This window comes from Pseudarthrobacter sp. NamB4, assembly GCF_005796185.1.
Classification (GTDB): domain Bacteria; phylum Actinomycetota; class Actinomycetes; order Actinomycetales; family Micrococcaceae; genus Arthrobacter.
Genome location: NZ_VAHM01000008.1, coordinates 157,379 through 177,523 on the forward strand (window position 1 = coordinate 157,379; position 20,145 = coordinate 177,523).

At 65.0% G+C, this 20,145-nt stretch carries 21 protein-coding genes and 1 pseudogene; 11 read left to right on the plus strand and 11 right to left on the minus strand.

Translation table 11 applies throughout. The annotated features are described in order from the left end of the window. Positions 1-43 precede the first annotated feature (43 nt). On the minus strand, positions 44-1,231 hold the full coding sequence (gene galK / locus FDW81_RS09930; RefSeq protein ID WP_370278908.1) for a galactokinase: 1,188 nt from the start codon (positions 1,229-1,231) through the stop codon (positions 44-46). Continuing rightward, positions 1,228-2,385: a galactose-1-phosphate uridylyltransferase gene (gene galT / locus FDW81_RS09935; protein WP_138134008.1), complete on the minus strand. Its 1,158-nt coding sequence runs from the start codon at positions 2,383-2,385 to the stop codon at positions 1,228-1,230. Before galT ends, galK begins: the two co-directional genes overlap by 4 nt. A 108-nt stretch (positions 2,386-2,493) precedes the next feature. Between galT and FDW81_RS09940 the strand changes: the two genes are divergently transcribed. The 4 genes from FDW81_RS09940 to FDW81_RS09955 are packed head-to-tail and all read left to right on the plus strand — an operon-like array spanning position 2,494 to position 6,692. Continuing rightward, positions 2,494-3,453 (plus strand): aldose 1-epimerase family protein, encoded by a 960-nt coding sequence (locus tag FDW81_RS09940; RefSeq protein WP_138134009.1) that lies wholly within the window; start codon positions 2,494-2,496, stop codon positions 3,451-3,453. A 39-nt stretch (positions 3,454-3,492) separates the two neighbouring features. Next, positions 3,493-4,821, plus strand: a complete 1,329-nt coding sequence (locus tag FDW81_RS09945) for an AI-2E family transporter (RefSeq protein ID WP_171027161.1) — start codon at positions 3,493-3,495, stop codon at positions 4,819-4,821. A 3-nt stretch (positions 4,822-4,824) separates the two neighbouring features. Further along, positions 4,825-6,063 (plus strand): threonine ammonia-lyase, encoded by a 1,239-nt coding sequence (gene ilvA, locus FDW81_RS09950; protein ID WP_138134010.1) that lies wholly within the window; start codon positions 4,825-4,827, stop codon positions 6,061-6,063. 20 nt (positions 6,064-6,083) lie between these two features. After that, positions 6,084-6,692: a rhomboid family intramembrane serine protease gene (locus tag FDW81_RS09955; RefSeq protein WP_240720139.1), complete on the plus strand. Its 609-nt coding sequence runs from the start codon at positions 6,084-6,086 to the stop codon at positions 6,690-6,692. 72 nt (positions 6,693-6,764) lie between these two features. Here FDW81_RS09955 and greA read toward each other — a convergent pair whose 3' ends face one another. Next, on the minus strand, positions 6,765-7,259 hold the full coding sequence (greA, locus tag FDW81_RS09960) for a transcription elongation factor GreA (RefSeq protein WP_138134012.1): 495 nt from the start codon (positions 7,257-7,259) through the stop codon (positions 6,765-6,767). A gap of 156 nt (positions 7,260-7,415) precedes the next feature. Beyond that, complete coding sequence (locus tag FDW81_RS09965) at positions 7,416-7,868, minus strand: DUF4307 domain-containing protein (RefSeq protein ID WP_138134013.1); 453 nt, start codon at positions 7,866-7,868, stop codon at positions 7,416-7,418. A gap of 123 nt (positions 7,869-7,991) precedes the next feature. Here FDW81_RS09965 and mca point away from each other — a divergent pair, with 123 nt between their 5' ends. Together mca and FDW81_RS09975 are read left to right on the plus strand one after the other, a co-directional pair. Next, a complete protein-coding gene (gene mca / locus FDW81_RS09970; protein WP_138134014.1) occupies positions 7,992-8,897 on the plus strand; it encodes a mycothiol conjugate amidase Mca in 906 nt (301 codons plus the stop codon). 96 nt (positions 8,898-8,993) lie between these two features. Next, on the plus strand, positions 8,994-9,359 hold the full coding sequence (locus FDW81_RS09975; protein ID WP_138134015.1) for a hypothetical protein: 366 nt from the start codon (positions 8,994-8,996) through the stop codon (positions 9,357-9,359). A 6-nt stretch (positions 9,360-9,365) separates the two neighbouring features. Here FDW81_RS09975 and FDW81_RS09980 read toward each other — a convergent pair whose 3' ends face one another. Further along, positions 9,366-10,112: a hemolysin III family protein gene (locus FDW81_RS09980; RefSeq protein WP_370278910.1), complete on the minus strand. Its 747-nt coding sequence runs from the start codon at positions 10,110-10,112 to the stop codon at positions 9,366-9,368. A gap of 150 nt (positions 10,113-10,262) precedes the next feature. Here FDW81_RS09980 and FDW81_RS09985 point away from each other — a divergent pair, with 150 nt between their 5' ends. Then, positions 10,263-11,024 carry an isoprenyl transferase gene (locus FDW81_RS09985; protein ID WP_138134043.1) on the plus strand — a complete coding sequence of 254 codons (762 nt, stop codon included), beginning with the start codon at positions 10,263-10,265 and terminating at the stop codon, positions 11,022-11,024. Between the two features lie 238 nt (positions 11,025-11,262). Next, positions 11,263-12,681 (plus strand): PhoH family protein, encoded by a 1,419-nt coding sequence (locus FDW81_RS09990; protein WP_138134016.1) that lies wholly within the window; start codon positions 11,263-11,265, stop codon positions 12,679-12,681. 197 nt (positions 12,682-12,878) lie between these two features. Here FDW81_RS09990 and FDW81_RS09995 read toward each other — a convergent pair whose 3' ends face one another. Together FDW81_RS09995 and FDW81_RS10000 are read right to left on the minus strand one after the other, a co-directional pair. Next, entirely contained in the window at positions 12,879-13,526 is a 648-nt protein-coding gene (locus tag FDW81_RS09995; RefSeq protein ID WP_138134017.1) for a GNAT family N-acetyltransferase, read from the minus strand. A gap of 42 nt (positions 13,527-13,568) precedes the next feature. Further along, the gene (locus FDW81_RS10000) at positions 13,569-14,363 is read right to left on the minus strand and encodes a hypothetical protein (RefSeq protein WP_138134018.1); all 795 of its coding nucleotides are present in this window, start codon (positions 14,361-14,363) and stop codon (positions 13,569-13,571) included. Between the two features lie 59 nt (positions 14,364-14,422). On the opposite strand from FDW81_RS10000, the gene FDW81_RS10005 reads away from it, so the two are divergent. Next, the gene (locus FDW81_RS10005; protein ID WP_138134019.1) at positions 14,423-14,974 is read left to right on the plus strand and encodes a prepilin peptidase; all 552 of its coding nucleotides are present in this window, start codon (positions 14,423-14,425) and stop codon (positions 14,972-14,974) included. A 75-nt stretch (positions 14,975-15,049) separates the two neighbouring features. Then, positions 15,050-15,520 carry an NUDIX domain-containing protein gene (locus FDW81_RS10010; protein WP_138134020.1) on the plus strand — a complete coding sequence of 157 codons (471 nt, stop codon included), beginning with the start codon at positions 15,050-15,052 and terminating at the stop codon, positions 15,518-15,520. Between the two features lie 78 nt (positions 15,521-15,598). Here the strand turns inward: FDW81_RS10010 and FDW81_RS18450 are convergent. From FDW81_RS18450 to FDW81_RS10030, 4 genes and pseudogenes are all read right to left on the minus strand, one after another. Then, a pseudogene (locus FDW81_RS18450) lies at positions 15,599-15,966 on the minus strand (MFS transporter); the annotation flags it as partial. A 102-nt stretch (positions 15,967-16,068) separates the two neighbouring features. Continuing rightward, the gene (locus tag FDW81_RS10020) at positions 16,069-17,490 is read right to left on the minus strand and encodes a class II fumarate hydratase (RefSeq protein ID WP_138134021.1); all 1,422 of its coding nucleotides are present in this window, start codon (positions 17,488-17,490) and stop codon (positions 16,069-16,071) included. 86 nt (positions 17,491-17,576) lie between these two features. Further along, positions 17,577-18,191: a carbonic anhydrase gene (locus FDW81_RS10025; RefSeq protein WP_138134022.1), complete on the minus strand. Its 615-nt coding sequence runs from the start codon at positions 18,189-18,191 to the stop codon at positions 17,577-17,579. 9 nt (positions 18,192-18,200) lie between these two features. Next, the gene (locus tag FDW81_RS10030; protein WP_240720141.1) at positions 18,201-18,881 is read right to left on the minus strand and encodes a DUF4245 domain-containing protein; all 681 of its coding nucleotides are present in this window, start codon (positions 18,879-18,881) and stop codon (positions 18,201-18,203) included. A gap of 224 nt (positions 18,882-19,105) precedes the next feature. Here FDW81_RS10030 and glpX point away from each other — a divergent pair, with 224 nt between their 5' ends. After that, positions 19,106-20,128 (plus strand): class II fructose-bisphosphatase, encoded by a 1,023-nt coding sequence (glpX, locus tag FDW81_RS10035; RefSeq protein ID WP_171027165.1) that lies wholly within the window; start codon positions 19,106-19,108, stop codon positions 20,126-20,128. Positions 20,129-20,145 lie beyond the last annotated feature (17 nt).

Consider the following 20,145-nt stretch of genomic DNA (forward strand, 5'->3'; position numbering starts at 1 on the left):
CAAACGGTGGGGCCCTCAGCTGTTAAGCCTGTCTTGCAGGCCGTCAGGCGATCCGCCTGGCTCCTGCCGCCGGAGACACCGTAAAGATGTCCGGCACCTTGCAGCGGGAGTCAGCGAATGCAGTGGCGACGGCGTCGCGCACCGATTGTTCCGCGCTGACTGGAGTCAGTGCAATCGCTGCGCCTCCAAAGCCGCCGCCGGTCATCCTTGCGCCAATCGCGCCGCTGGCACGGGCGGTGTCAACAGCCAGGTCGAGTTCCGGGCAGGAAATCTCGAAGTCGTCGCGCATCGAGGCGTGGCTTGCGTCCAGCAAGGAGCCGATGGCGGCGGGACCTGCGCTTGCCAGCAGTTCCACGGTCTGGAGCACGCGCTCGTTTTCGGTGACCACGTGGCGGACACGGCGGAACGTGACTTCATCCAGCAGTCCCCTGGCTTCGGCCAAATCAGCCACCTGCACGTCACGAAGTGCTTTCACTCCCAGCACCTCGGCGCCGAGCTCGCACGAAGCCCGCCGCGAGGCGTAGCCGCCATCGGCATGTGAGTGCGAGACCTTGGTATCGATGACCAGCATCACCAGGCCCGCCGGTTTTGTCTCGAACGGAACCAAACGCACGTCTTGGTCCCGGCAGTCCAGGAACACAGCATGGCCTTCAGACCCCCGGAGCGAAGCGGACTGGTCCATAATGCCCGTGGGGGCGCCCACGAAGTCGTTTTCAGCGCGCTGTGTGGCCAGCACCATCTCCTGCGGCTGGAGCCCGGCCCCGGTCAGGTCGTTGAGCGCCGAGATCACGGCGCACTCAATGGCATGGGATGAGGAAAGTCCGGCCCCCAGGGGGACGTTTGAGTCCAGCAGGAGGTCCACGCCCGGGACGTCGACCCCGCGCTGTTGCAATGCCCACATCACACCGAGCGGATACTTTGTCCATCCTCTGGCCGACCCGGGTTCCAGGTTATCCAGGCTGCTGCTGACAACGCCCTGGTCCCCATAGGTGGACAGCAGTCGCACGGACGCATCGGGCCGGACCCGGACGGCGATGCGGGCGGTCCGGTCGATGGCGAAGGGCAGGACGAAGCCCTCGTTGTAGTCGGTGTGCTCACCGATGAGATTCACCCGGCCAGGCGCCTGCCAGATTCCATCAGGAGCACTCTCAAACTCCTGCCTGAACCGTGTGGCCAGGACTTCGGCTCCTGCCGGCGCGTGAGTGTTCAGGGGGTCGGCTGGCGAGTTCAAGCGCGGGCTCCTTCGGGCGATGCCGCCACGACGGCAGGGGGAGTGGCGGAAGCCGGAACAGCGACGGCGCGCAACCGCTCAGCCACACTCTCCGGGGTGGTGTCGTTGATGAAAGCGCCCATGGCTGCCTCCGATCCCGCGAGGTACTTCAGCTTATCGGCCGCCCGCCGCGGGGAGGTCAGCTGAAGGTGCAGGTAACCGGCAGGCCGCAGGACGCCGTCCAGTGGTGCCTGGTGCCAGGCCGAGATGTAGGGGGTGGGCGTCGGGTATAGCCCGTCCACGCGCTTGAGCAGATCGAGGTAGACGGACGCGAGTTCATCCTTCTCCTCGCCGCTCAGGGCTGCCAGGTCCGGGACCTGGCGGTGGGGGACCAGGTGAATTTCCAGCGGCCATCGGGCTGCGAAGGGAACATACGCGCTGAAGTTTTCTCCTTCCAGGACCATCCTGCTGCCGTCCTCGCGTTCGGATCGGAGCAGGGAACCGGTAAGGGTCTCCCGCCCGCCCCGGGCATCGTAGAACCTGCGGGCGGCGGCACCGAGGACCCCTGCACGCGGGGTGACATAGGGGTAGGCGTAGATCTGGCCGTGGGGGTGGTGAAGCGTCACACCGATGTCTGCGCCGCGGTTCTCGAACGGGAAAACCTGCTTGATCCCGGGGAGGGCGCTCAGTGCTTCCGTGCGCTGCGCCCACGCCTCAATGACGGTCCGGGACCGGGCTTCACCCAGTCCGCTGAAGGATCCGGTGTGTGAGGGCGTGAAAGCAACTACCTCACAGCGGCCGAACGCCGGCCCCTTGGTTCCCCAGGCGGGGTTGGGCGGTACCGGGCCCAACGCGGGTCCGAGTGAAGGGAAGCGGTTTTCAAACACCACCACGTCGTAGTCCGAGGCAGGGATTTCAGAAGGGTTGCTCGCCGTTGTGGGGCAGATGGGACACTGGTCCGCGGGGGGAAGGTGGGTCCGCGTCTGACGGTGTGCAGCGACGGCAACCCACTCATCAGTCAGTGCGTCATAGCGGACCTCACCCGGTTCGCCCCTCGGGCGCAGGCCCCGGTGGTCTGTGGTAAGTTCCTTGGTCCGCGACTTCGGGAACCCGGCGTCGTCAAAGTAAATCAGCTCCCTGCCGTCGGAGAGCGTGGTGCTTGCGATACCTGTCATGGAAAAAGTTTGACATGTGCGATCAAAAAAGAATAGTTAACAACAAATCCTCACAAATTACGATGGCGGCTATGCCCCTTATCGTCCAGACACCGGTACCGTAATGCCATGAGTTCCAGTTCATCCCAGGAAAACAGTGCCGCTCCAACCCGACGGGCTTATGCCACGGGCCGGCAGTACGAGATCCGCCGCGGCGACGCCCTGGCCGTAGTCACCGAGTTGGCGGCAGGACTGCGTTCCTTCAGCCGAGGCGGGACCCTCCTGACCGAGACCTACGCCGACGATCAGATTCCGCCAGGCGGCGCAGGGATCACGCTGGCCCCTTGGGCCAACCGGGTGGAGGACGGAGCCTGGCAGCTCGACGGCAAGAAGCAGCAGCTGGATATCACAGAGGTGGCCCGGAATAACGCCAGCCACGGCCTGCTCCGGAACTCCTCCTACGCTCTGGTGGACGAATCGCAGCACTCGGTCACGCTGGAAGCCACCATTTTTCCGCAGCACGGGTATCCCTTCCTGCTGCGTCACCGCGTGCAGTATCAGCTCGGGGAGGACCTCGGGCTTCTCGTGCGCCAGACCCTTGCCAGCGATGCCGCCGAGCCCGCCCCCTTCGTCCTGGGAGCCCATCCCTACCTCCGGCTGGGTGATGCGCCCGTGGAGGACCTGGTGCTGACGGTAGCTGCCGACACACGTCTGGTTGCGGACAAACGCTTCATTCCGCGCAGTGCTGCCCCGGTCCAGGGGGACACGGACTTCAGGGCCGGCCTGGAGATCGCTGCACTGACGGTGGATGTCGCCCTGACAGACCTGCACTTTGAAGCAGGAAAAGCCCGGCACACGCTGGCAGCCCGTGACGGCAGCCAGGTGAGCCTGTGGCAGGACGAATCCTGCCGGTACGTCCACGTCTTTGTGAGCGACAGGTACCCCGGCCGCACCCGGGCGGTGGCCGTCGAACCCATGACGGGGCCTGCCAACGCCTTCAACTCCGGAGACGGACTCCGCTGGCTGCCGCCGGGCGGATCCTTCAGCATCGAATGGGGCATCGACTACAGCCCCAGCGTGGAAGGGTAGCGGTTTCCCAATAAGCCGCGGCTGCGGAAGTATTAGGCTATGACGCCAGCAGAGGATGCCGTTACCTCCCCCAGCCCTACTCCAGGACCGCAGTTGCCTGCCGCGGGCGAGCCACTGCGGGTCCTCGCCGACCGTGAACTGGACAGGGACATTCCCTACGGCATCCGCATCGCAGCCTCCTGGGCGTGGCGACTTGGCCTGATCCTCCTGGTGGGTGGCGCGCTGGTCTGGCTGCTGAGCAAGATCAGCTTCCTCATTATTCCGGTCATGGTAGCTGCCCTCCTCGCCGGGCTCCTGAGCCCGGTGGTGGGGTGGCTCAAGCGCCACAGGCTCCCGTCCGGGGTGGCGGTTGCCGTCACCGTGCTGGGCTTCATCGGCCTGATAGCGGGATCGCTGGCGCTGGTGGGCAGGCAGCTGATCTCCGGGTTCGGCGAACTCTGGTCCGAGGCGCTGGCAGGGGTCAAGCAGATCCAGGGTTGGCTGTCGGATGGTCCGCTCCATCTCACTGCGGACCAGATGGACCAGTACCTGCAGGATGCAACCACCGCCTTGCAGAAAAATACCAGCAGCATCGTCAGCGGAGCCTTGTCCTTCGGCAGCACTGCCGGGCACTTTGCCGCCGGCCTGATCCTGGCCCTCTTCATCCTGATCTTCTTCCTGCTGGAAGGGGACCGCATCTGGGCCTTCCTGGTCCGGCTGCTTCCCAGGAAAGCCAGGGCGGCAACATTCGGCGCAGGGCGCAGGGGATGGGCGTCGATGGTCAGTTACGCACGCATCCAGATGTTCGTGGCCTTTGTGGACGCAGTGGGCATCGGGGTTGGTGCCGCCATTATCGGTGTTCCCCTCGCTCTTCCCCTCAGCGTGCTCGTCTTCATTGGTTCCTTCATTCCAATCGTCGGCGCCCTCGTCACCGGCGCCATCGCGGTCCTGCTGGCCCTGGTGGCGAACGGCCCCATCAACGCCTTGATAATGCTTGGCATCGTGCTGCTCGTGCAGCAGCTGGAAAGCCACATCCTGCAGCCGCTGGTCATGGGCAAAGCAGTTGCCCTGCACCCGGTGGCAGTCATCCTTGCAGTGGCGGCCGGCTCCTACCTTGCCGGCATCCCGGGCGCCCTGTTCTCGGTGCCCATCCTCGCCGTCGCAAACTCAGCCGTTCGCTATATCGCTGCCAGAACGTGGGAACATGAACAGGTGCCGGTATTCACCGGAGAGCCACTGACGGCAGGGGCGGACAACACCATCCGCGACGTCCAGCCGCCGGCAGCGCTCGGCCGCGGCAAAGGCGCCGCCGCCGGCACGAAAGCACAACATCCCGATACCCCTCCCTCTGCGGAGCCGGGGCCCGGGGCCGAATCCAGAGGAGAATAGTCCGTGAACGTCCTTGAAACCCTTCCCGTCACGCTGGACGATGTCCTGGAGGCGCAGAAGCTGCTCGACGGGATTATCACGCGCACGCCTGTGGAATCATCGCGGGCGCTGGGCACGATGGTGGGCGGGGACGTCTATTTCAAGTGCGAAAACCTCCAGCGGGCGGGTTCGTTCAAGGTCCGGGGGGCATACGTGCGGATGGCCCGGCTTTCCCCCGAGGAGAAAAAGCGCGGGGTGGTGGCCGCCTCCGCAGGCAATCACGCGCAGGGCGTGGCCGTTGCGGCCAAGAGCCTCGGCATCAAGGCGCGCATCTACATGCCGCTGGGCGTTGCCCTGCCCAAGCTGTCGGCCACCCGCAGCCACGGTGCGGAGGTCATCCTGCACGGGCACAATGTTGACGAAGCGCTCGCCGAAGCCCAGCGCTACAGCAACGAAACAGGAATGGTCTTCGTCCATCCCTTTGACAACGTGGACGTCGTGGCGGGGCAGGGAACACTGGGCCTGGAAATCCTGGAACAGGTCCCGAACGTGGACACCATCCTCATGGGGGTGGGAGGCGGCGGACTCCTGGCGGGGGTCGCCGTCGCCGTCAAAGCCCGGGCAAGGGAGCTGGGACGGGAGATCCGCATCATCGGTGTCCAGGCGGAGAACGCTGCGGCTTACCCGCCGTCCCTCGCGGCCGACGCGCTGGTACCCCTGAAAAAGGTGTCCACCATGGCGGACGGCATTGCGGTCGGCCGGCCCGGCCAGCTTCCCTTCAGCATCATCCGTGAACTGGTGGACGATGTGGTGACGGTCAGCGAAGATTCACTGGCCCGTGCGCTGATCTTCCTGCTGGAGCGGGCCAAGATGGTAGTGGAACCCGCCGGCGCGGTGGGGGTTGCAGCGCTGATGAATGGCAAAATCGAAAATCCCGGAACCACGGTGGCGGTCCTGTCCGGCGGCAACATCGACCCCATGCTCATGCTCAAGGTCATCCAGCGGGGCCTCTCGGCCGCAGGGCGCTACATGACGGTCCGCATGATGCTCGATGACCGTCCCGGTTCGCTGGCCACCATTGCCAGGATCATCGCCGAGAACGACGCCAACGTCACGGGCCTGGACCACACGCGGGTAGGTGGCTCCATCAGCATGGGGGACGTTTCCATCACCGTTAACCTGGAAACCAAGGGCCACCAGCATGGCGAGCAGGTACTCAGCGCCCTTCGTGCCGAAGGCTTCCAGCCCATCGTGGTGCATTAGGACTGCCGGTGGCAGGGCTCATGGGAAACGGAAGTCCCGGGCAGCGGGGCACCGTTGCCGCCCGCGCTAAGGGCGGCCTGCTGGTGCTGGGCGGCTTTGTGGTTCTCCTTTTTGTCATCGAGATGGTGAACGCGCTGATGCTGCGCTCGCTGAACTGGACCTTCGGCCTGCGGCCCAGAAGCGCGGACGGGCTGCTGGACATCTTCACCTTCCCGCTGCTGCACGCAAACCTGAACCACCTGATGTCCAACAGCCTGCCGCTGATCATCTTCGGTTTCCTGGTGTTCCTCTCGGGACTCAGGGTATTCCTGACGGCCCTTGCCTTCAGCTGGCTTGGTTCCGGGATCGCCGTCTGGCTGATAGGCGACGGCGGTGTCACCGTGGGTGCCTCAGGGCTGGTCTTCGGGCTGTTTGCGTTCCTCCTGGTGCGCGGCTTCATCAACCGCAGCTGGCGCCAGATACTCCTGGCAGTTGTCCTGTTCATGGGCTACGGGAGCATCCTGCTCGGCGTTCTGCCCATTGCGGCGGGATACGTCTCCTGGCAGGCCCATTTGGGCGGGGCCGCCGGGGGAGTGGTGGCCGCCTTGCTGCTCCGGCGCCGCAGCCGGGCCCGCGGAACTGCGCTGTAGGGTCTCCCGCCGCTTAAACACAAGGCTGGCCGTCCCTTCGGGACCGCCAGCCTTGTGTTTGCCTTTGCGGGGCTAAGCTGCGTACGGCTTGGCGGAGAGGATTTCCACCTTGATGTCCTTGCCGTTGGGCGCCACGTAGCTCAGAGTGTCACCTTCCTTGTGCCCCAGGATGGCGGCACCAAGCGGGGACTTCTCGCTGAAGACGTCCAGGTCCGAATCACCGGCAATTTCACGGGAACCGAGCAAAAAGGTCTCTTCGTCGCCGGCGATCCTGGCCACGACAATCATGCCGGGCTCCACAATTCCGTCGTCTGCCGGGGCCTCGCCCACGTGGGCGTCGCGGAGCAGCGCGGTCAGCTGGCGGATGCGGGCCTCAATTTTGCCCTGCTCTTCCTTGGCCGCGTGGTAGCCGCCGTTCTCCTTCAGGTCCCCCTCCTGACGGGCCTGGTCAATCTTCTGGACGATCTCTGCCCGGCCAGGGCCGGAAAGGTGGTCCAGCTCTGCCTTCAGGCGGTCAAAAGCTTCCTGGGTGAGCCAGGCTGCAGCTGCGCTGTTGGTGGTAGACACGGACTTCTCCTCTAGTGGTCCTACATGCAAAAGACCCCGCCACGGTGGCCACTTGTGGAACAGTAACCAGCTCAGCGGGGTAAAGGTATTGCTCCATTGTAGTCAATCACTTGGACATAACCCAACTAGGAAGCGGTGCGCATCACACTCTGGCCGCTAAGCGTTGGAAGCCCAGCAGCTGTCCACCACTCCGGACACGGCGAGTGACTCGGTGCGCACGGCCACCCGCTGGGCAACTGTCCGCCCGCCGTCGGCCGTTCCATTGCCCTCTCCGGGAGGAATGTCCACAACCTTCCAGCCCACAATGGCGAATTTGGAATCCAGTGCCTTGACCGCGCACTTGACCGGTGTACCAGGTTCACGAGTCACCTGGAAGTCCACTTCCGCCAGCGTGGCATCGGTGGTGCTGTAGCCGACGTCCTTGAACGAAACGTCGGACAAGGACTGGGAGGTGGAAACCCAGGCTAGAAACCCGATTCCCACGGCCAGTGCCGCACCGCCCAGAATGCGTTTGGTCCCGGGCTTGATGCTGCGCTTTTGGGTGCCATACCGATTGGCTAGGCTAGTGTCTGCAGGCGTGGGTTGGGCCGGCTGGTCCGGGAGAGTCACCAGACCAGTTTAGTGCCCTTCCGGCAGAGGCTGGTTATGCAGCAGCCCCGGCAGGCAACCGCCGCACTCAAGCGATCCGTCCAGCATCCACTGGCAGCAAAAAGAATAAGGAGCCGTCCTTCCATGACAGCGTCCAGCAACTCCCCGGCGTCGCTAAGGCTGCTTGCAGTCCACGCCCACCCGGATGACGAGTCCAGCAAAGGCGCTGCGACAATGGCCAAGTACGCAGCTTCCGGTGTTGACGTGCTGGTAGCCACGTGCACTGATGGCTCCCGGGGGGACATCCAGAACCCTGCCGTCGAGGACGAGCCGCATCCCAAGCGCGACATGGCCGGTGCCCGGCGCCTGGAGATGGAACGGGCAGCGGCAATCCTGGGCATCAGGCAGCGGTGGCTGGGCTTCGTGGACTCCGGCCTCCCGGAAGGCGACCCGCTTCCCCCGCTTCCCGCGGGATCTTTCGCCACGCTGCCGCTCCACCAGGCTGCCGCGCCCCTGGTGCGGCTGGTCCGGTCGTTCAAGCCGCATGTCATCCTCAGCTATGACGAAAACGGAGGTTACCCCCATCCGGACCACATTATGGCGCACCGGGTGGCAGTGGAGGCCTTCGAATCGGCAGGGGACCCGTCACGTTATCCGGAAGCCGGAGAGCCCTGGGAGCCCAGCAAGCTCTACTACGACAGGGCATTCAGCCCGGAACGCTTCCGTGCGCTGCATTTTGCCTTGGAGGAAGCCGGCCTGCAGTCCCCGTACGCGGAGCGGCTCGCGGCCTGGCTGGAGTCGGACGCGGAAGGGCACACTCCGCCTCCTGCGACGCACCCCACCACCACGCAGGTGGACTGCGGGGACTTCTTCGAGGTGCGGGATGACGCCCTCCGCGCGCACCGGACCCAGGTGGATCCGCTGGGGTTCTTTTTTGCCGTATCGCCGGAGATGCAGCGCCGGGCCTGGCCATGGGAAGACTACTCCCTGATCAAGTCAAGGGTTCCTTCGGAGCTCCCGGAGCGGGACCTGTTCGCCGGGCTAAGATAGAAACAGCCGGCATTTCTATGCCGCGTAGAAGATAGGGTATGGCCCCGCCTTCACATCCGCGGCCGCTGCCATCCGCTCCACAGAAGGTAAATCACCGTGCATCATCTGCTCCTCAGCCTGGCCACCACCCCGACGCCGCTGCCCACGCCCAGCCTGCGCGAAGGTATTTCCGAGGACCAGGTCACGCCCGGCCTGTTGGGCTTCATCATGACGGCGTTCTTCGTGGTTGCCACGGCACTGCTGATCGTGGACATGGTGCGGCGCATTCGCCGCGTCCGCTACCGCGCCCAGGTTGAGGAAGAACGCCTGGCTGCCGCTGCCGCGGCTGACGTTGAGGCTGCCGACGCCGCTGACGGCGGCGGCAGCGGGAACGCAGGGCCCGGCCGAGTGCAGGAAGCAGGTTCCACCCAGGAAACGGCCGACGGCGGCACAGACCTAGGGCAGGGTGAGCAGCGGCGCTGAGCCGCCTCAGTCCAGGACGGCCGTGGCTATGGCTGCATAATGTGCCGCAAAGGCGACCACGGTCAGTGCGTGGAAGAGTTCATGGAACCCGAAGTGGTGATAGCTGAAGTTTGGCCTCTTCAGGGCGTAGAAGACTGCTCCCGTGATGTACAGAATGCCGCCCACGCAGATAAGCATGGCCGCGGGAATGCTGGCCTGGAAGAACTGCGGCAGGTAGAAAAGGGCCCCGCACCCCAGTGCTATGTAGATGGGCACGTACAGCCAGCGGGGCGCGTCCGTCCACAACAGCCGGAACAGTACGCCCAGGATCGCCCCGGACCAGATGACCCAGAGCAGCAGCACCGCCTGGGGCCGCTCAAGGAGCGTCCAGGCCAGGGGCGTGTACGTTCCGGCGATGACCAGCATGATGTTGGTGTGGTCCAACCGCTTGAGGATGATCTTGACCCGCGGGGACCAGTTTCCCCTGTGGTACACGGCGCTGACTCCGAACAGCATGACCCCGGTGGCTGCGTAGATGGCCGAGGTGGCCTTCCGGTCCGCGGTGGGGGCCATGGCTACCAGGATGATTCCTGCCACGAGTGCCAGCGGTGCAGTCACCGTGTGGATCCAGCCGCGCCATTTTGGCTTGATCATCAGGAGCTCGGCCAGCCGGACAGCTGCCTCATCCATGGCGTTCGTTGCGGGACCGGTTGCCGTGCTGCTGTGCTCCTCTGGCTGCGGCGTCCGCGAGGTATCCGGGGTGTCGCTGTTCATGGTCCCACAATAACTTACGCCTCGGTAAGTTACCGGCGGGTAACCAGCTGTGCGGGGTTGTAGCTGGTGTGGGCGGGCGGGCAGGTGCCGCTGCGGGCGGTAGCCTAGGATGTGCAAAGTACGGACCAAGGAAGTCAGGTGAGTGAACGCGTGGAGTTGCCCGGGTTCCTCTATGGCTTCTATGAGCGCAGGCTCCTCAAGGACCTGGCCCGTGACCGGATTCCCCGGCACATCGGCGTCATGGTGGACGGGAATCGCCGCTGGGCGAGGCAGTTCAATGCCCCCACCAGCCACGGCCACCAGGCCGGTGCGTACAAGATTCACGAGTTCCTTGGCTGGTGCCAGGAACTGGGCGTCAAGGTGGTCACCCTGTACATGCTGTCCACGGACAACATGAACAGGTCCAGCGAGGAGCTGGACCTCCTTATGGGCATCATCGCCAACACCCTCGACCGGCTGGACGAGGACGCCAACATCTCCGTTCACGCCATGGGCGCGCCGGAGCTGCTGCCCGATTACCTGGCCGAGAGGCTCAATAAGCTGACCGCCAGGACCCCAGTGCACGAAAAGATCCACGTGAACGTGGCCGTCGGCTACGGCGGACGCCGGGAGATCGTTGATGCAGTGCGCGAACTCCTGCATGATGCGATAGCCAGGGGAGCGGACATCTCCAAGCTGGCGGACGATCTCTGCGTGGACGACATCTCCCGCTTCCTCTACACCAGGGGCCAGCCGGACCCGGATCTTGTTATCCGCACCTCGGGGGAACAGCGTCTCTCCGGATTCCTGATGTGGCAGAGCGCCTACAGCGAGTTCTATTTCTGCGAGGCCCTCTGGCCCGCTTTCCGCAAGGTGGATTTCCTGCGCGCCCTCCGCGACTACGCCGGAAGGCAGCGCCGCTTCGGTTCCTGATGCTCCCGGTTCATCATGAGTTCACGCAATGCAACAGGAATCGCCGCGTAATGGTTGCGGAAATCACCTGGGGTGGATTTACGTTATATCCATCAGCAGGCAAAACCGCCGGCTGATCGGGGAGGCCAGTACATGGAGCGAAACATCGCACCGGTTGTATGGGAGGCCGGACCCGGCCTCCTGGCCGAGCCGCCTCACCAATAACAATTCCGGGCTGGCGCCCGGGGCTGGAGTCGATGTGGCTACTTCTGAACAACTGCCCGAGGTCCTGTTCGACCAGGGAGGGAAAGCTACCTCTCGCGCCACGCGAGCCACCTTACAGACCGGCGCAGCAGCGAATGCTGCGGCCGGTTTTGCTGTCTCTGGAAGGGAAGCCACAATTAACACCTTCGTCATCGACACCTCCGTCCTGCTCTCCGACCCCCGCGCACTGCTGCGCTTCGCCGAACACGAGGTGATCGTACCGGTGGTGGTCATCACGGAACTGGAAGCCAAGCGGCACGATCCTGAGCTGGGCTACTTTGCCCGCAAGGCCCTGCGGCTCCTGGACGACCTCCGCATCAAGCACGGCGGACTCAACCAGCCCATCCCCATCGGGGACGACGGCGGCTCCCTCATGGTGGAGCTGAACCACATCTCCTCGGAGGTACTGCCGCTGGGCTTCCGAAGCGGGGACAACGACAGCCGCATCCTCGCCGTCGCCAAGAACCTTGCCAATGAAGGCCGAAACGTCACTGTCGTGTCCAAGGACCTGCCCATGCGGGTCAAGGCGTCAGCCATGGGGCTTACCGCCGACGAGTACCGCAACGAACTGGTCAAGGATTCAGGCTGGACCGGTGTCGCCGAGGTGGAAGCCAGCGAGCAGGAGGTCTCCACCCTCTACGGCCACGAACCCGTTTTCATCCCTGCCGCCGCGGAAATGCCCGTCAACACGGGCCTTGTCCTGCTCTCCAATAGGGGGTCCGCGTTGGGCCGGGTTGGGCCGGACAAGCAGGTCCGCCTGGTGAAGGGCGACCGTGACGTCTTCGGGCTCCACGGGAGGTCCGCCGAGCAGCGGCTTGCCATCGACCTGCTGATGGATCCCGCCGTCGGAATCGTGTCCATCGGTGGCCGGGCCGGTACCGGCAAGTCCGCCCTGGCGCTGTGTGCGGGACTGGAAGCGGTTTTGGAACGCCGCGAGCACCGCAAGGTGATCGTCTTCCGTCCCCTCTACGCGGTGGGCGGCCAGGAACTGGGCTACCTGCCAGGCTCTGAGTCCGAAAAGATGAACCCTTGGGCGCAGGCAGTCTTCGACACCCTGGGCGCCCTGGTCAGCCAGGAAGTGGTGGAGGAGGTCATGGACCGCGGCATGCTCGAGGTCATGCCCCTCACCCACATCCGCGGGCGCTCACTCCACGACGCCTTCGTGATCGTTGACGAAGCCCAATCGCTGGAAAAGAACGTCCTGCTCACCGTCATGAGCCGCATCGGCCAGAACTCGAAGATCGTCCTGACCCACGACATCGCCCAGCGCGACAACCTCCGCGTCGGACGGCATGACGGCATCGCCGCCGTCGTCGAGACCCTGAAAGGACACCCGCTCTTCGGCCACATCACCCTGACCAGGTCCGAGCGTTCGCCCATCGCCGCCCTGGTGACGGAGCTTCTCGAAGGCTAACCACCTGGGTGAGGGGCCGTGGTCCGGTTCGCCGGGGGCCACGGCCCTTTGCGTGTCCGTGATTGGGTTCGCCCCGCCACGGTCCTTCTCCGTCGCTCAGACACAACGCATAGGGCCCCCTTCGGTCGCTGAGCGACCTCCGGGGGCCGATGCGTCGCGATGCGCTCCTACGAGAAGGACCGCGACGCGGCTTGTTGTCAGCTCACCTTCAAAAACCTCGCCGATTGTTCGTGGCCCTCCACTTTCAAATCCCAGTCGGGGCGTTTGAAGGAGTCTGGAGCGAGGCGGACGTGCTGGACGGTTTCCGCCTTGCTGCCCCAGGCCTTGCGGGTGGTGCCGTTGAGTTCATAGCCGAGGGAGCGGGACACGCCCAGGGACGCGTCGTTCCAGTCTGCTGCCTCGGATTCGGCAACTTCTGCACCGAGCCAGTCGAACGCGTAAAGGGCGACGGCGGCACGCATCTCCTTGCCGAGGCCACGGCCCTGCACGGACTGCTTGAGCCAGGAGCCGGTGGTGACGGTCTTGAGCGCTGCGAAGTCCTTGGCACCAACGTCCTGGCAGCCGATGAACTCGTCCTCGTGCCAGATGCCCAGGAGGAGGGTCCATGACTCCGGTGTGCATTCGGCGCGGCAGCGCCAGTACCAGCGCGCCATGTTCGCCCCAAGTTCGTCTGCTGGAAGCTCTGTCCAGGGCGTGCTGAAAGGGTTGCGGCCGGCCGCGTGGATTCCACTTTTGGCTGCCTCGACTGCTGCGGGGATGTCCTCGTCCCGGATGGGGCGTAATTCAAGGCGGGGAGTGGTCAGCCGGAGGCCGAAGATCGGCCAAACGTCGCTTAGGGAAGTCATCCGCGAAGCCTAGCCCATGAGCCCTGCCTGCGACTGTCACAATCAGGCCGGGACATCCCAGCTGATGTGGCGGCGGACGTCGGTGAGGTTCATCGATTCGGCCAGGAACAGGTCATCCAGCATGTATTCGTCCACCGCGATGATCCGCAGCCAGTGGCCGTACCGGCCTGTCCCGGGTTCGAGTGCATGGCTGGAGACGCAAACACCGGTTCCCAAATCCACGCGTATCCGGTTTCGGCCCGGCAGGCACAGGGGAGCCGCAGGGTCAACGGGATGGTACGCGGGGGTGGGAGCCACTTCTGCCTCCAGGGCCGGCCGGCCCTCATGGTCCGCCCGGATGACGTCCCGGACCTCCACAGGGTTGCTGCCCGGGAACTCCAGTGGCACAGGGGCGCTGCCGGCGAGCTCCACGGGATCAAGCGCCGCTGAGAAGCGGCCGTTGCCGAAGCCCGGCTCGCCGTAGGCTGCCTCCGGGCGCCGCCGGACCAGGCCCGAGCCGTCGTACACCGGTGTCACCAGGTGAGGCGGCAGGAGCCACGATTTCCGGGTGGAGCTGACGTAGAAGCCGTCCTTGGAATCGTTGATTCCGGTGGTGCTGTGCAGGACCAGTCCGTCCGGGCTTTCGAGGCGAAGTGCGCCCGGGCGGCGCAGCCATGCGCGGACCAGGGGAGCTGCAGGGCTGGCAGCTTCCGTGAAGGGCTCATCCCAGTACTCAAAGCGCAACGACTGCCACTTCCAGGGGGAGGACCGGCACAGATTCCGGAACATGGCCACGAGGTCCGTGCGGGCAGCGCCGCTGTCAGGATCCGGCCTGTGCCGGGAGTCCCACGTCGACATATCCACAGTTTACGCGCGGGCAGTACTGCCGGGCACTGGAAATCCAGTAGCATCCGAGGGTGATCCAACGACTGGGCGAACTTTGGCAGCACGCCCCGCTGGCCTTCTGGCTTGTGCTGGCCGCCTGTGCTTATTTCGCCGTGATGGCCACCCGGCTCACGGTCATCGATGTCCGGCACCACCTCCTGCCGAACCACATCGTCTTCCCGTCCTACGCCGTGGCCGGTGTCCTGCTGCTTGCGGCGGCTTTTGCCGCAACTGGCGGTAGCACTGAGCAGGCAGCCGCAGCGCCCCTTGGCGGCCTGGTGGCCCTGCCGGTGCTTCGTGTTGTGGCGGGTTCCGCCATCCTCTGGGTCTTTTACTTCATCCTGCGGATGGTCTATCCGCCGGGCATGGGCTTCGGGGATGTGAAGCTGGCAGGAGTCCTGGGGATGTACCTCGGCTACCTTGGCTGGGGGCATCTGTTCGCGGGCACATTCCTGGCTTTCCTCCTGGGCGGACTGTGGTCCCTCGGGCTCCTGGCTGCGCGCAAAGGGACCCTGAAATCGTCCATCCCCTTTGGCCCGTTCATGCTGGCCGGAGCAGCTGCAGCCATGCTTCTCCCGGCGTAGGTGCCTTCGCCCCGGCGATGCGGGCAGGCGATGCGGGCAGGCGCAGAAGGCAAGGCTTTTCGGTAGGCTGGCAGAATGCCTGCGCCTGACTATGTCCTCGAACTCCGCAAGAAAATTGGCAACCATCCGCTGTGGGTCCCTGGCGTCCGCGGCGTGGTGGTGGACGGCTCCGGCCGTGTGCTGCTCGCCCAGCGGGCGGATAACAGGCAGTGGGCGCTGGTAAGCGGAATGCTTGAGCCAGGCGAAGAGCCGGCGCGTGGGCTGGTACGCGAAATTTTTGAGGAAACGGCAGTGGTGGCCGAACCCGAGCGCGTGGTGTCCGTAGGCGCGGTGGGTCCCTTCACTTACCCGAACGGCGACGTGTGTGAGTTCCTGGATGTGGTGTTCCGCTGCCGCTACGTTTCCGGAACTGCCCGCGTCAATGACGACGAATCCCTGGCAGTGGGCTGGTTCGGCGTGGATGAACTCCCCGAACTGATGGCGGGGCACCTCACCAGCGTCCACCGTGCACTGGCTCCAGCCGAGGCTGCCCACTTCGAGCCCTGACCTCCACCCGCCGTTCCCCCAATGAACGGCGGGTGGAGACCGCGGCGGGCAGCAGCAAGGCGGCCTGTACGACGGCGGTCAGCTGCGCTGGGTGACCAGCTCGCCGTCGTCGTCCTTAATGCTTCCCTGTCCGTCCCCTGCCTCCGGCGATGCGTCCGGAACGGCCTGTGGGCCCTGGATCGCAGCCAGTCCGGCGGCGAGGCGCTCCGCCTCCTCACCGCCCCCGCTTCGCCACGAGCCACCATCCCGGCAGTGTCTGCGAGCGGGATCTGCTTGAGCGTGACGGCGAGGAGAAGGGCCACCGCGTTGCCGTGCCGATCTTGTCGGCGGGGACGGAGTTCTGCACCACCAGGACCACCACCTGCATGATCAGGCCCAGGCCCGCGCCGAAGACGAGGAGCTGGACGCAGAGACCCAGATGGGGTGCTGGCCGCGAGGGTGGTCAAAGTGCAAAGTTCTTGATAGTCGCACAACGACGGCGGCCGCCCGCCTTCGCTGGGAAGGTGGGCGGCCGCCGTCGTACTTCTTGCGTTGGTTTTGCCGGGGGATTAGGCCTTGTGCGGGGGACGCGTCATGGACATGACGTCCAGGGCGGTGTCCAGCTGCTCCTCGGTGAGTTCGCCCCGCTCCAGGAAGCCCATGGCCACCACTGCCTCGCGGATGGTCAGGCCCTCGGCCACGGCCTTCTTGGCGATCTTGGCCGCGTTCTCGTACCCGATGTATTTGTTCAGGGGCGTGACGATGGAGGGCGAAGCCTCGGCCAGGAAGCGGGCACGCTCCACGTTGGCGGTGATGCCGTCGATCATCTTGTCCGCCATGACGCGGCTGGTGTTGGCCAGCAGGCGGATGGATTCGAGCAGGTTGGCGGCCATGACGGGGATGCCGACGTTCAGCTCGAAGGCGCCGTTGGTGCCGGACCAGGCGATGGCGGTGTCGTTACCGATCACCTGGGCGGCGACCATGATGGAGGCCTCGCAGATGACGGGGTTGACCTTGCCGGGCATGATCGAGGAGCCGGGCTGGAGGTCCGGAATCGCGATCTCGCCGAGCCCGGTGTTGGGGCCGGAGCCCATCCAGCGGAGATCGTTGTTGATCTTCATAAACGAGATGGCGATGTTGCGCAGCTGGCTGGACGCCTCGATCAGGCCGTCGCGGTTGGCCTGGGCCTCGAAGTGATCGCGGGCCTCGGTCAGGGGGAGCCCGGTGTCCGTTGCCAGCAGTTCGATAACGCGCTCGGGGAAGCCGGCCGGAGTGTTGATACCGGTGCCCACTGCCGTGCCGCCAAGCGGAACTTCGGCAACGCGGGGGAGCGAGGCGTTGATCCGTTCGATGCCGTAGCGGACCTGCGCCGCATAGCCGCCAAACTCCTGGCCAAGGGTGACCGGGGTGGCATCCATGAGGTGCGTGCGCCCGGACTTGACTACGTCCTTGAACTCAACGGCCTTGCGCTCCAGGGATTCGGCCAAATAGCCGAGGGCGGGAATAAGGTCGTTGATCAGCGCGGACGTTGCTGCCACGTGCACGGAGGTGGGGAAGACGTCGTTGGAGGACTGCGAGGCGTTGACGTGGTCGTTCGGGTGGACCACCTTGTCGCTGCCTGCGGCCTTCAGCGCGCGGGAGGCCAGCTCGGCGATGACCTCATTGGTGTTCATGTTCGAGGACGTGCCGGAGCCGGTCTGGAAAACGTCGATGGGGAAGTCGCCGTCGTACTTGCCGGCAGCTACCTCATCGGCCGCGTCTGCGATCGCCTTGGCCAGCTCGCCGTCGAGCACGCCCAGTTCTGCGTTGGCCTGGGCAGCGGCCTTCTTGACCCGGGCCAGCGCCTCGATGTGGGCGCGTTCCAGGGTCTTGCCGGAAATCGGAAAGTTCTCCACTGCCCGCTGCGTCTGTGCGCGGTACAGTGCGTTCACGGGGACGCGGACTTCGCCCATCGTGTCATGTTCAATACGGAACTCTTCAGTGGAAGTCATGGGGCTAGCTTAGGGCGATCCGGCGCCGCATCGAAAACCGTGAACGGCTTGCTACAGGCTGCCCGCAGGCCCCCTTCGGGCAGCTCCTACAGCTCATCAATTCCGGAAACAACGTTCGCGCGGCCCTCGGCAAGGCTGTACGAAAGGCCGATCACGGCAGTGCGCCCGGATTCAATTGCGTCCGAAATCACACGCGAGCTGTCCTTCAGCCGCTGCGACGTCTGCTTCACGTGCTCCACCACCATGCCGTTGACCTCGGTTTCGTCGTTGCGCAGGGCGGTGAGGACGGACGGCGTAATGCGCTCCACGAGGTCGCGGATGAACCCGGCAGGCATCTGGCCGGTTTCCACCGCGGACTTTGTGGCGGCCACGGCACCGCAGCTGTCGTGCCCCAGAATCACGATCAGCGGAACCCCCAGCACGCCGATGCTGTATTCCAGGGAACCAAGCACGGCGTCGTCAATGACCTGGCCGGCGGTGCGCACCACGAAGACATCGCCGAGCCCCACGTCAAAGATGATTTCCGCGGCGAGCCGCGAATCGGAGCAGCCGAAGATCACGGCGAAGGGATGCTGGTTCTCCACCAGGGAAGACCGGCGTGACGCATCCTGGTTGGGGTGGGAGGTCACGCCGTTGACAAAGCGTTCATTGCCTTCGCGCAGACGGCGCCAGGCGAGTGCGGGAGTCAGATTGGTAGCCACGCGCCTACTTTACGGTGAAGGCGCCGCGGAGGGTGAAACTGTGACAGCCGGGTTGCTCTCGAGGGACTTCACGACGGCGTCCCCAAGGGCCGCGAATTCGTTCAGTTCGGCCTCCCCGGACAAAACAACGGTGGTGCCGCGGTAGTCCAGCACCAGGGACTTTTCGCCCTTGCCCGTGTCGCGGAGCTCCCATTCCTGCCCGCCGGCGTCCCGTGAACCGGTGATCGGAGCGTTCTTTGTCTGCTGCAGCAGCCAGGTCGGGTTGGCGTTCCTGGTCTGGACCAGCCCGATGAAAGACTCTTCCGGCGTCAGGTAGCCCACTTCCCAGGTGGGGACGCCGCTCGTGGTGCCGGCTTCCCACCTTGCGTAGTTGGGCCGGAATGTGTCGCCGGTGTCCGGCGCCACGGGTGTGAATCCAGCCACATCCGCTGCATTGCGGGCAGTGGCCGCCACATCGATGTCAGGACGGTAGCCCTCGCTCTTAGGCAGCGGATTCATGAGGATGATGGGCAGGAAGGCCGCGATGCTCACCACCAGGGCGATGATCATCCCGATCACTGAGGCGTTGGCCCGTTTTGCGGCGGCGGCCGGAATGACGGGCTTGACCCGTCCATTCCCGGCCGCGGCGCCGGATCCGCTGCTGCCTTCGGATCCCGCCGGGTCGGGGCTGGGGCTGGTCTTTTCCTGCATATCGTTCACCCTTCTATAGTCGCCCATCCCGGCAGTCGACTTCCATTTGGCCGCCGTCGGGGGACCTCTGCCTCCACCAGGCACATTGCAGGCCCGCGTCATCCACCATCCAGCGGACGGTGCCGCGACTATGATCAGTAATAGAGGAATCACCGCTCAGCTGTTCCGGCGGGCGGGTTCAATGATCGCCACTCGAAGAAGAGGTTAACGTGTCACCAGCGTCCATGACCCAGAAGTACTCCACCATCTCCCCGTCCCTGGCGGTGGGCAACGATGAGCCGGACCGCAACCTTGCCCTCGAGCTTGTCCGCGTTACCGAGGCGGCGGCAATCGCCGGTGGACACTGGGTCGGTTTCGGGGACAAGAACACCGCCGACGGCGCCGCCGTCGACGCCATGCGCTCCTTCCTGCAGACGGTCCACTTCAACGGCGTAGTGGTCATCGGCGAAGGCGAAAAGGACGAAGCCCCGATGCTGTTCAACGGCGAACGCGTCGGCGACGGCACAGGCCCCGAGGTGGACGTCGCAGTGGACCCCATTGATGGGACCAGGCTCACCGCCCTGGGCATCAACAACGCACTGGCAGTTCTGGCGGTTGCAGAGCGCGGCTCCATGTTCGACCCCTCCGCCGTGTTCTACATGGAAAAGCTGGTAACCGGCCCGGAAGCCGCGGACATGGTTGATCTTCGCCTGCCCGTGAAGCAGAACCTGCACCTGATTGCCAAGGCCAAGGGCGTCAAGGTCAACCAGCTCAACGTCATGATCCTGGACCGTGACCGCCACCGCCCGCTCGTGGAGGAAATCCGCGAGGCAGGTGCGCGCACGAAGTTCATCATGGACGGTGACGTTGCCGGCGCCATCGCCGCCGCACGCTCCGGAACCGGTGTTGATGCGCTGATGGGCATTGGCGGTACTCCGGAGGGCATCGTCGCGGCCTGCGCCATCAAGTCCCTGGGTGGCGTCATCCAGGGCCGGCTGTGGCCCACCAGCGATGAGGAAAAGCAGAAGGCGATCGACGCCGGCCACGACCTGGAGCGCGTCCTCTCCACCAACGACCTCGTCTCCAGCGACAACTGCTACTTCGCCGCCACCGGCATCACGGACGGCGACCTCCTCAAGGGCGTCCGCTACTCCAAGGACAAGGTCCTGACGCAGTCCATCGTGATGCGTTCCAAGTCCGGGACCATCCGTTTCGTGGACGGCGAGCACCGCGCCGACAAGTGGGAGGGCTACGCCCGCAGGAGCTGATGCCCTCGCCTCTCTGC

Coding starts and splice junctions, on each gene's coding strand:
- FDW81_RS09980 (WP_370278910.1), bottom strand. CDS start 10,112: ATGAACAGCGACACCCCGGATACCTCGCGGACGCCGCAGCCAGAGGAG.
- FDW81_RS09995 (WP_138134017.1), bottom strand. CDS start 13,526: ATGACTTCCCTAAGCGACGTTTGGCCGATCTTCGGCCTCCGGCTGACC.
- FDW81_RS10000 (WP_138134018.1), bottom strand. CDS start 14,363: ATGTCGACGTGGGACTCCCGGCACAGGCCGGATCCTGACAGCGGCGCT.
- FDW81_RS10020 (WP_138134021.1), bottom strand. CDS start 17,490: ATGACTTCCACTGAAGAGTTCCGTATTGAACATGACACGATGGGCGAA.
- mca (WP_138134014.1), top strand. CDS start 7,992: ATGACAGCGTCCAGCAACTCCCCGGCGTCGCTAAGGCTGCTTGCAGTC.
- FDW81_RS10010 (WP_138134020.1), top strand. CDS start 15,050: ATGCCTGCGCCTGACTATGTCCTCGAACTCCGCAAGAAAATTGGCAAC.
- galT (WP_138134008.1), bottom strand. CDS start 2,385: ATGACAGGTATCGCAAGCACCACGCTCTCCGACGGCAGGGAGCTGATT.
- FDW81_RS09940 (WP_138134009.1), top strand. CDS start 2,494: ATGAGTTCCAGTTCATCCCAGGAAAACAGTGCCGCTCCAACCCGACGG.
- FDW81_RS09955 (WP_240720139.1), top strand. CDS start 6,084: ATGGGAAACGGAAGTCCCGGGCAGCGGGGCACCGTTGCCGCCCGCGCT.
- FDW81_RS10030 (WP_240720141.1), bottom strand. CDS start 18,881: ATGCAGGAAAAGACCAGCCCCAGCCCCGACCCGGCGGGATCCGAAGGC.
- FDW81_RS09945 (WP_171027161.1), top strand. CDS start 3,493: ATGACGCCAGCAGAGGATGCCGTTACCTCCCCCAGCCCTACTCCAGGA.
- glpX (WP_171027165.1), top strand. CDS start 19,106: ATGACCCAGAAGTACTCCACCATCTCCCCGTCCCTGGCGGTGGGCAAC.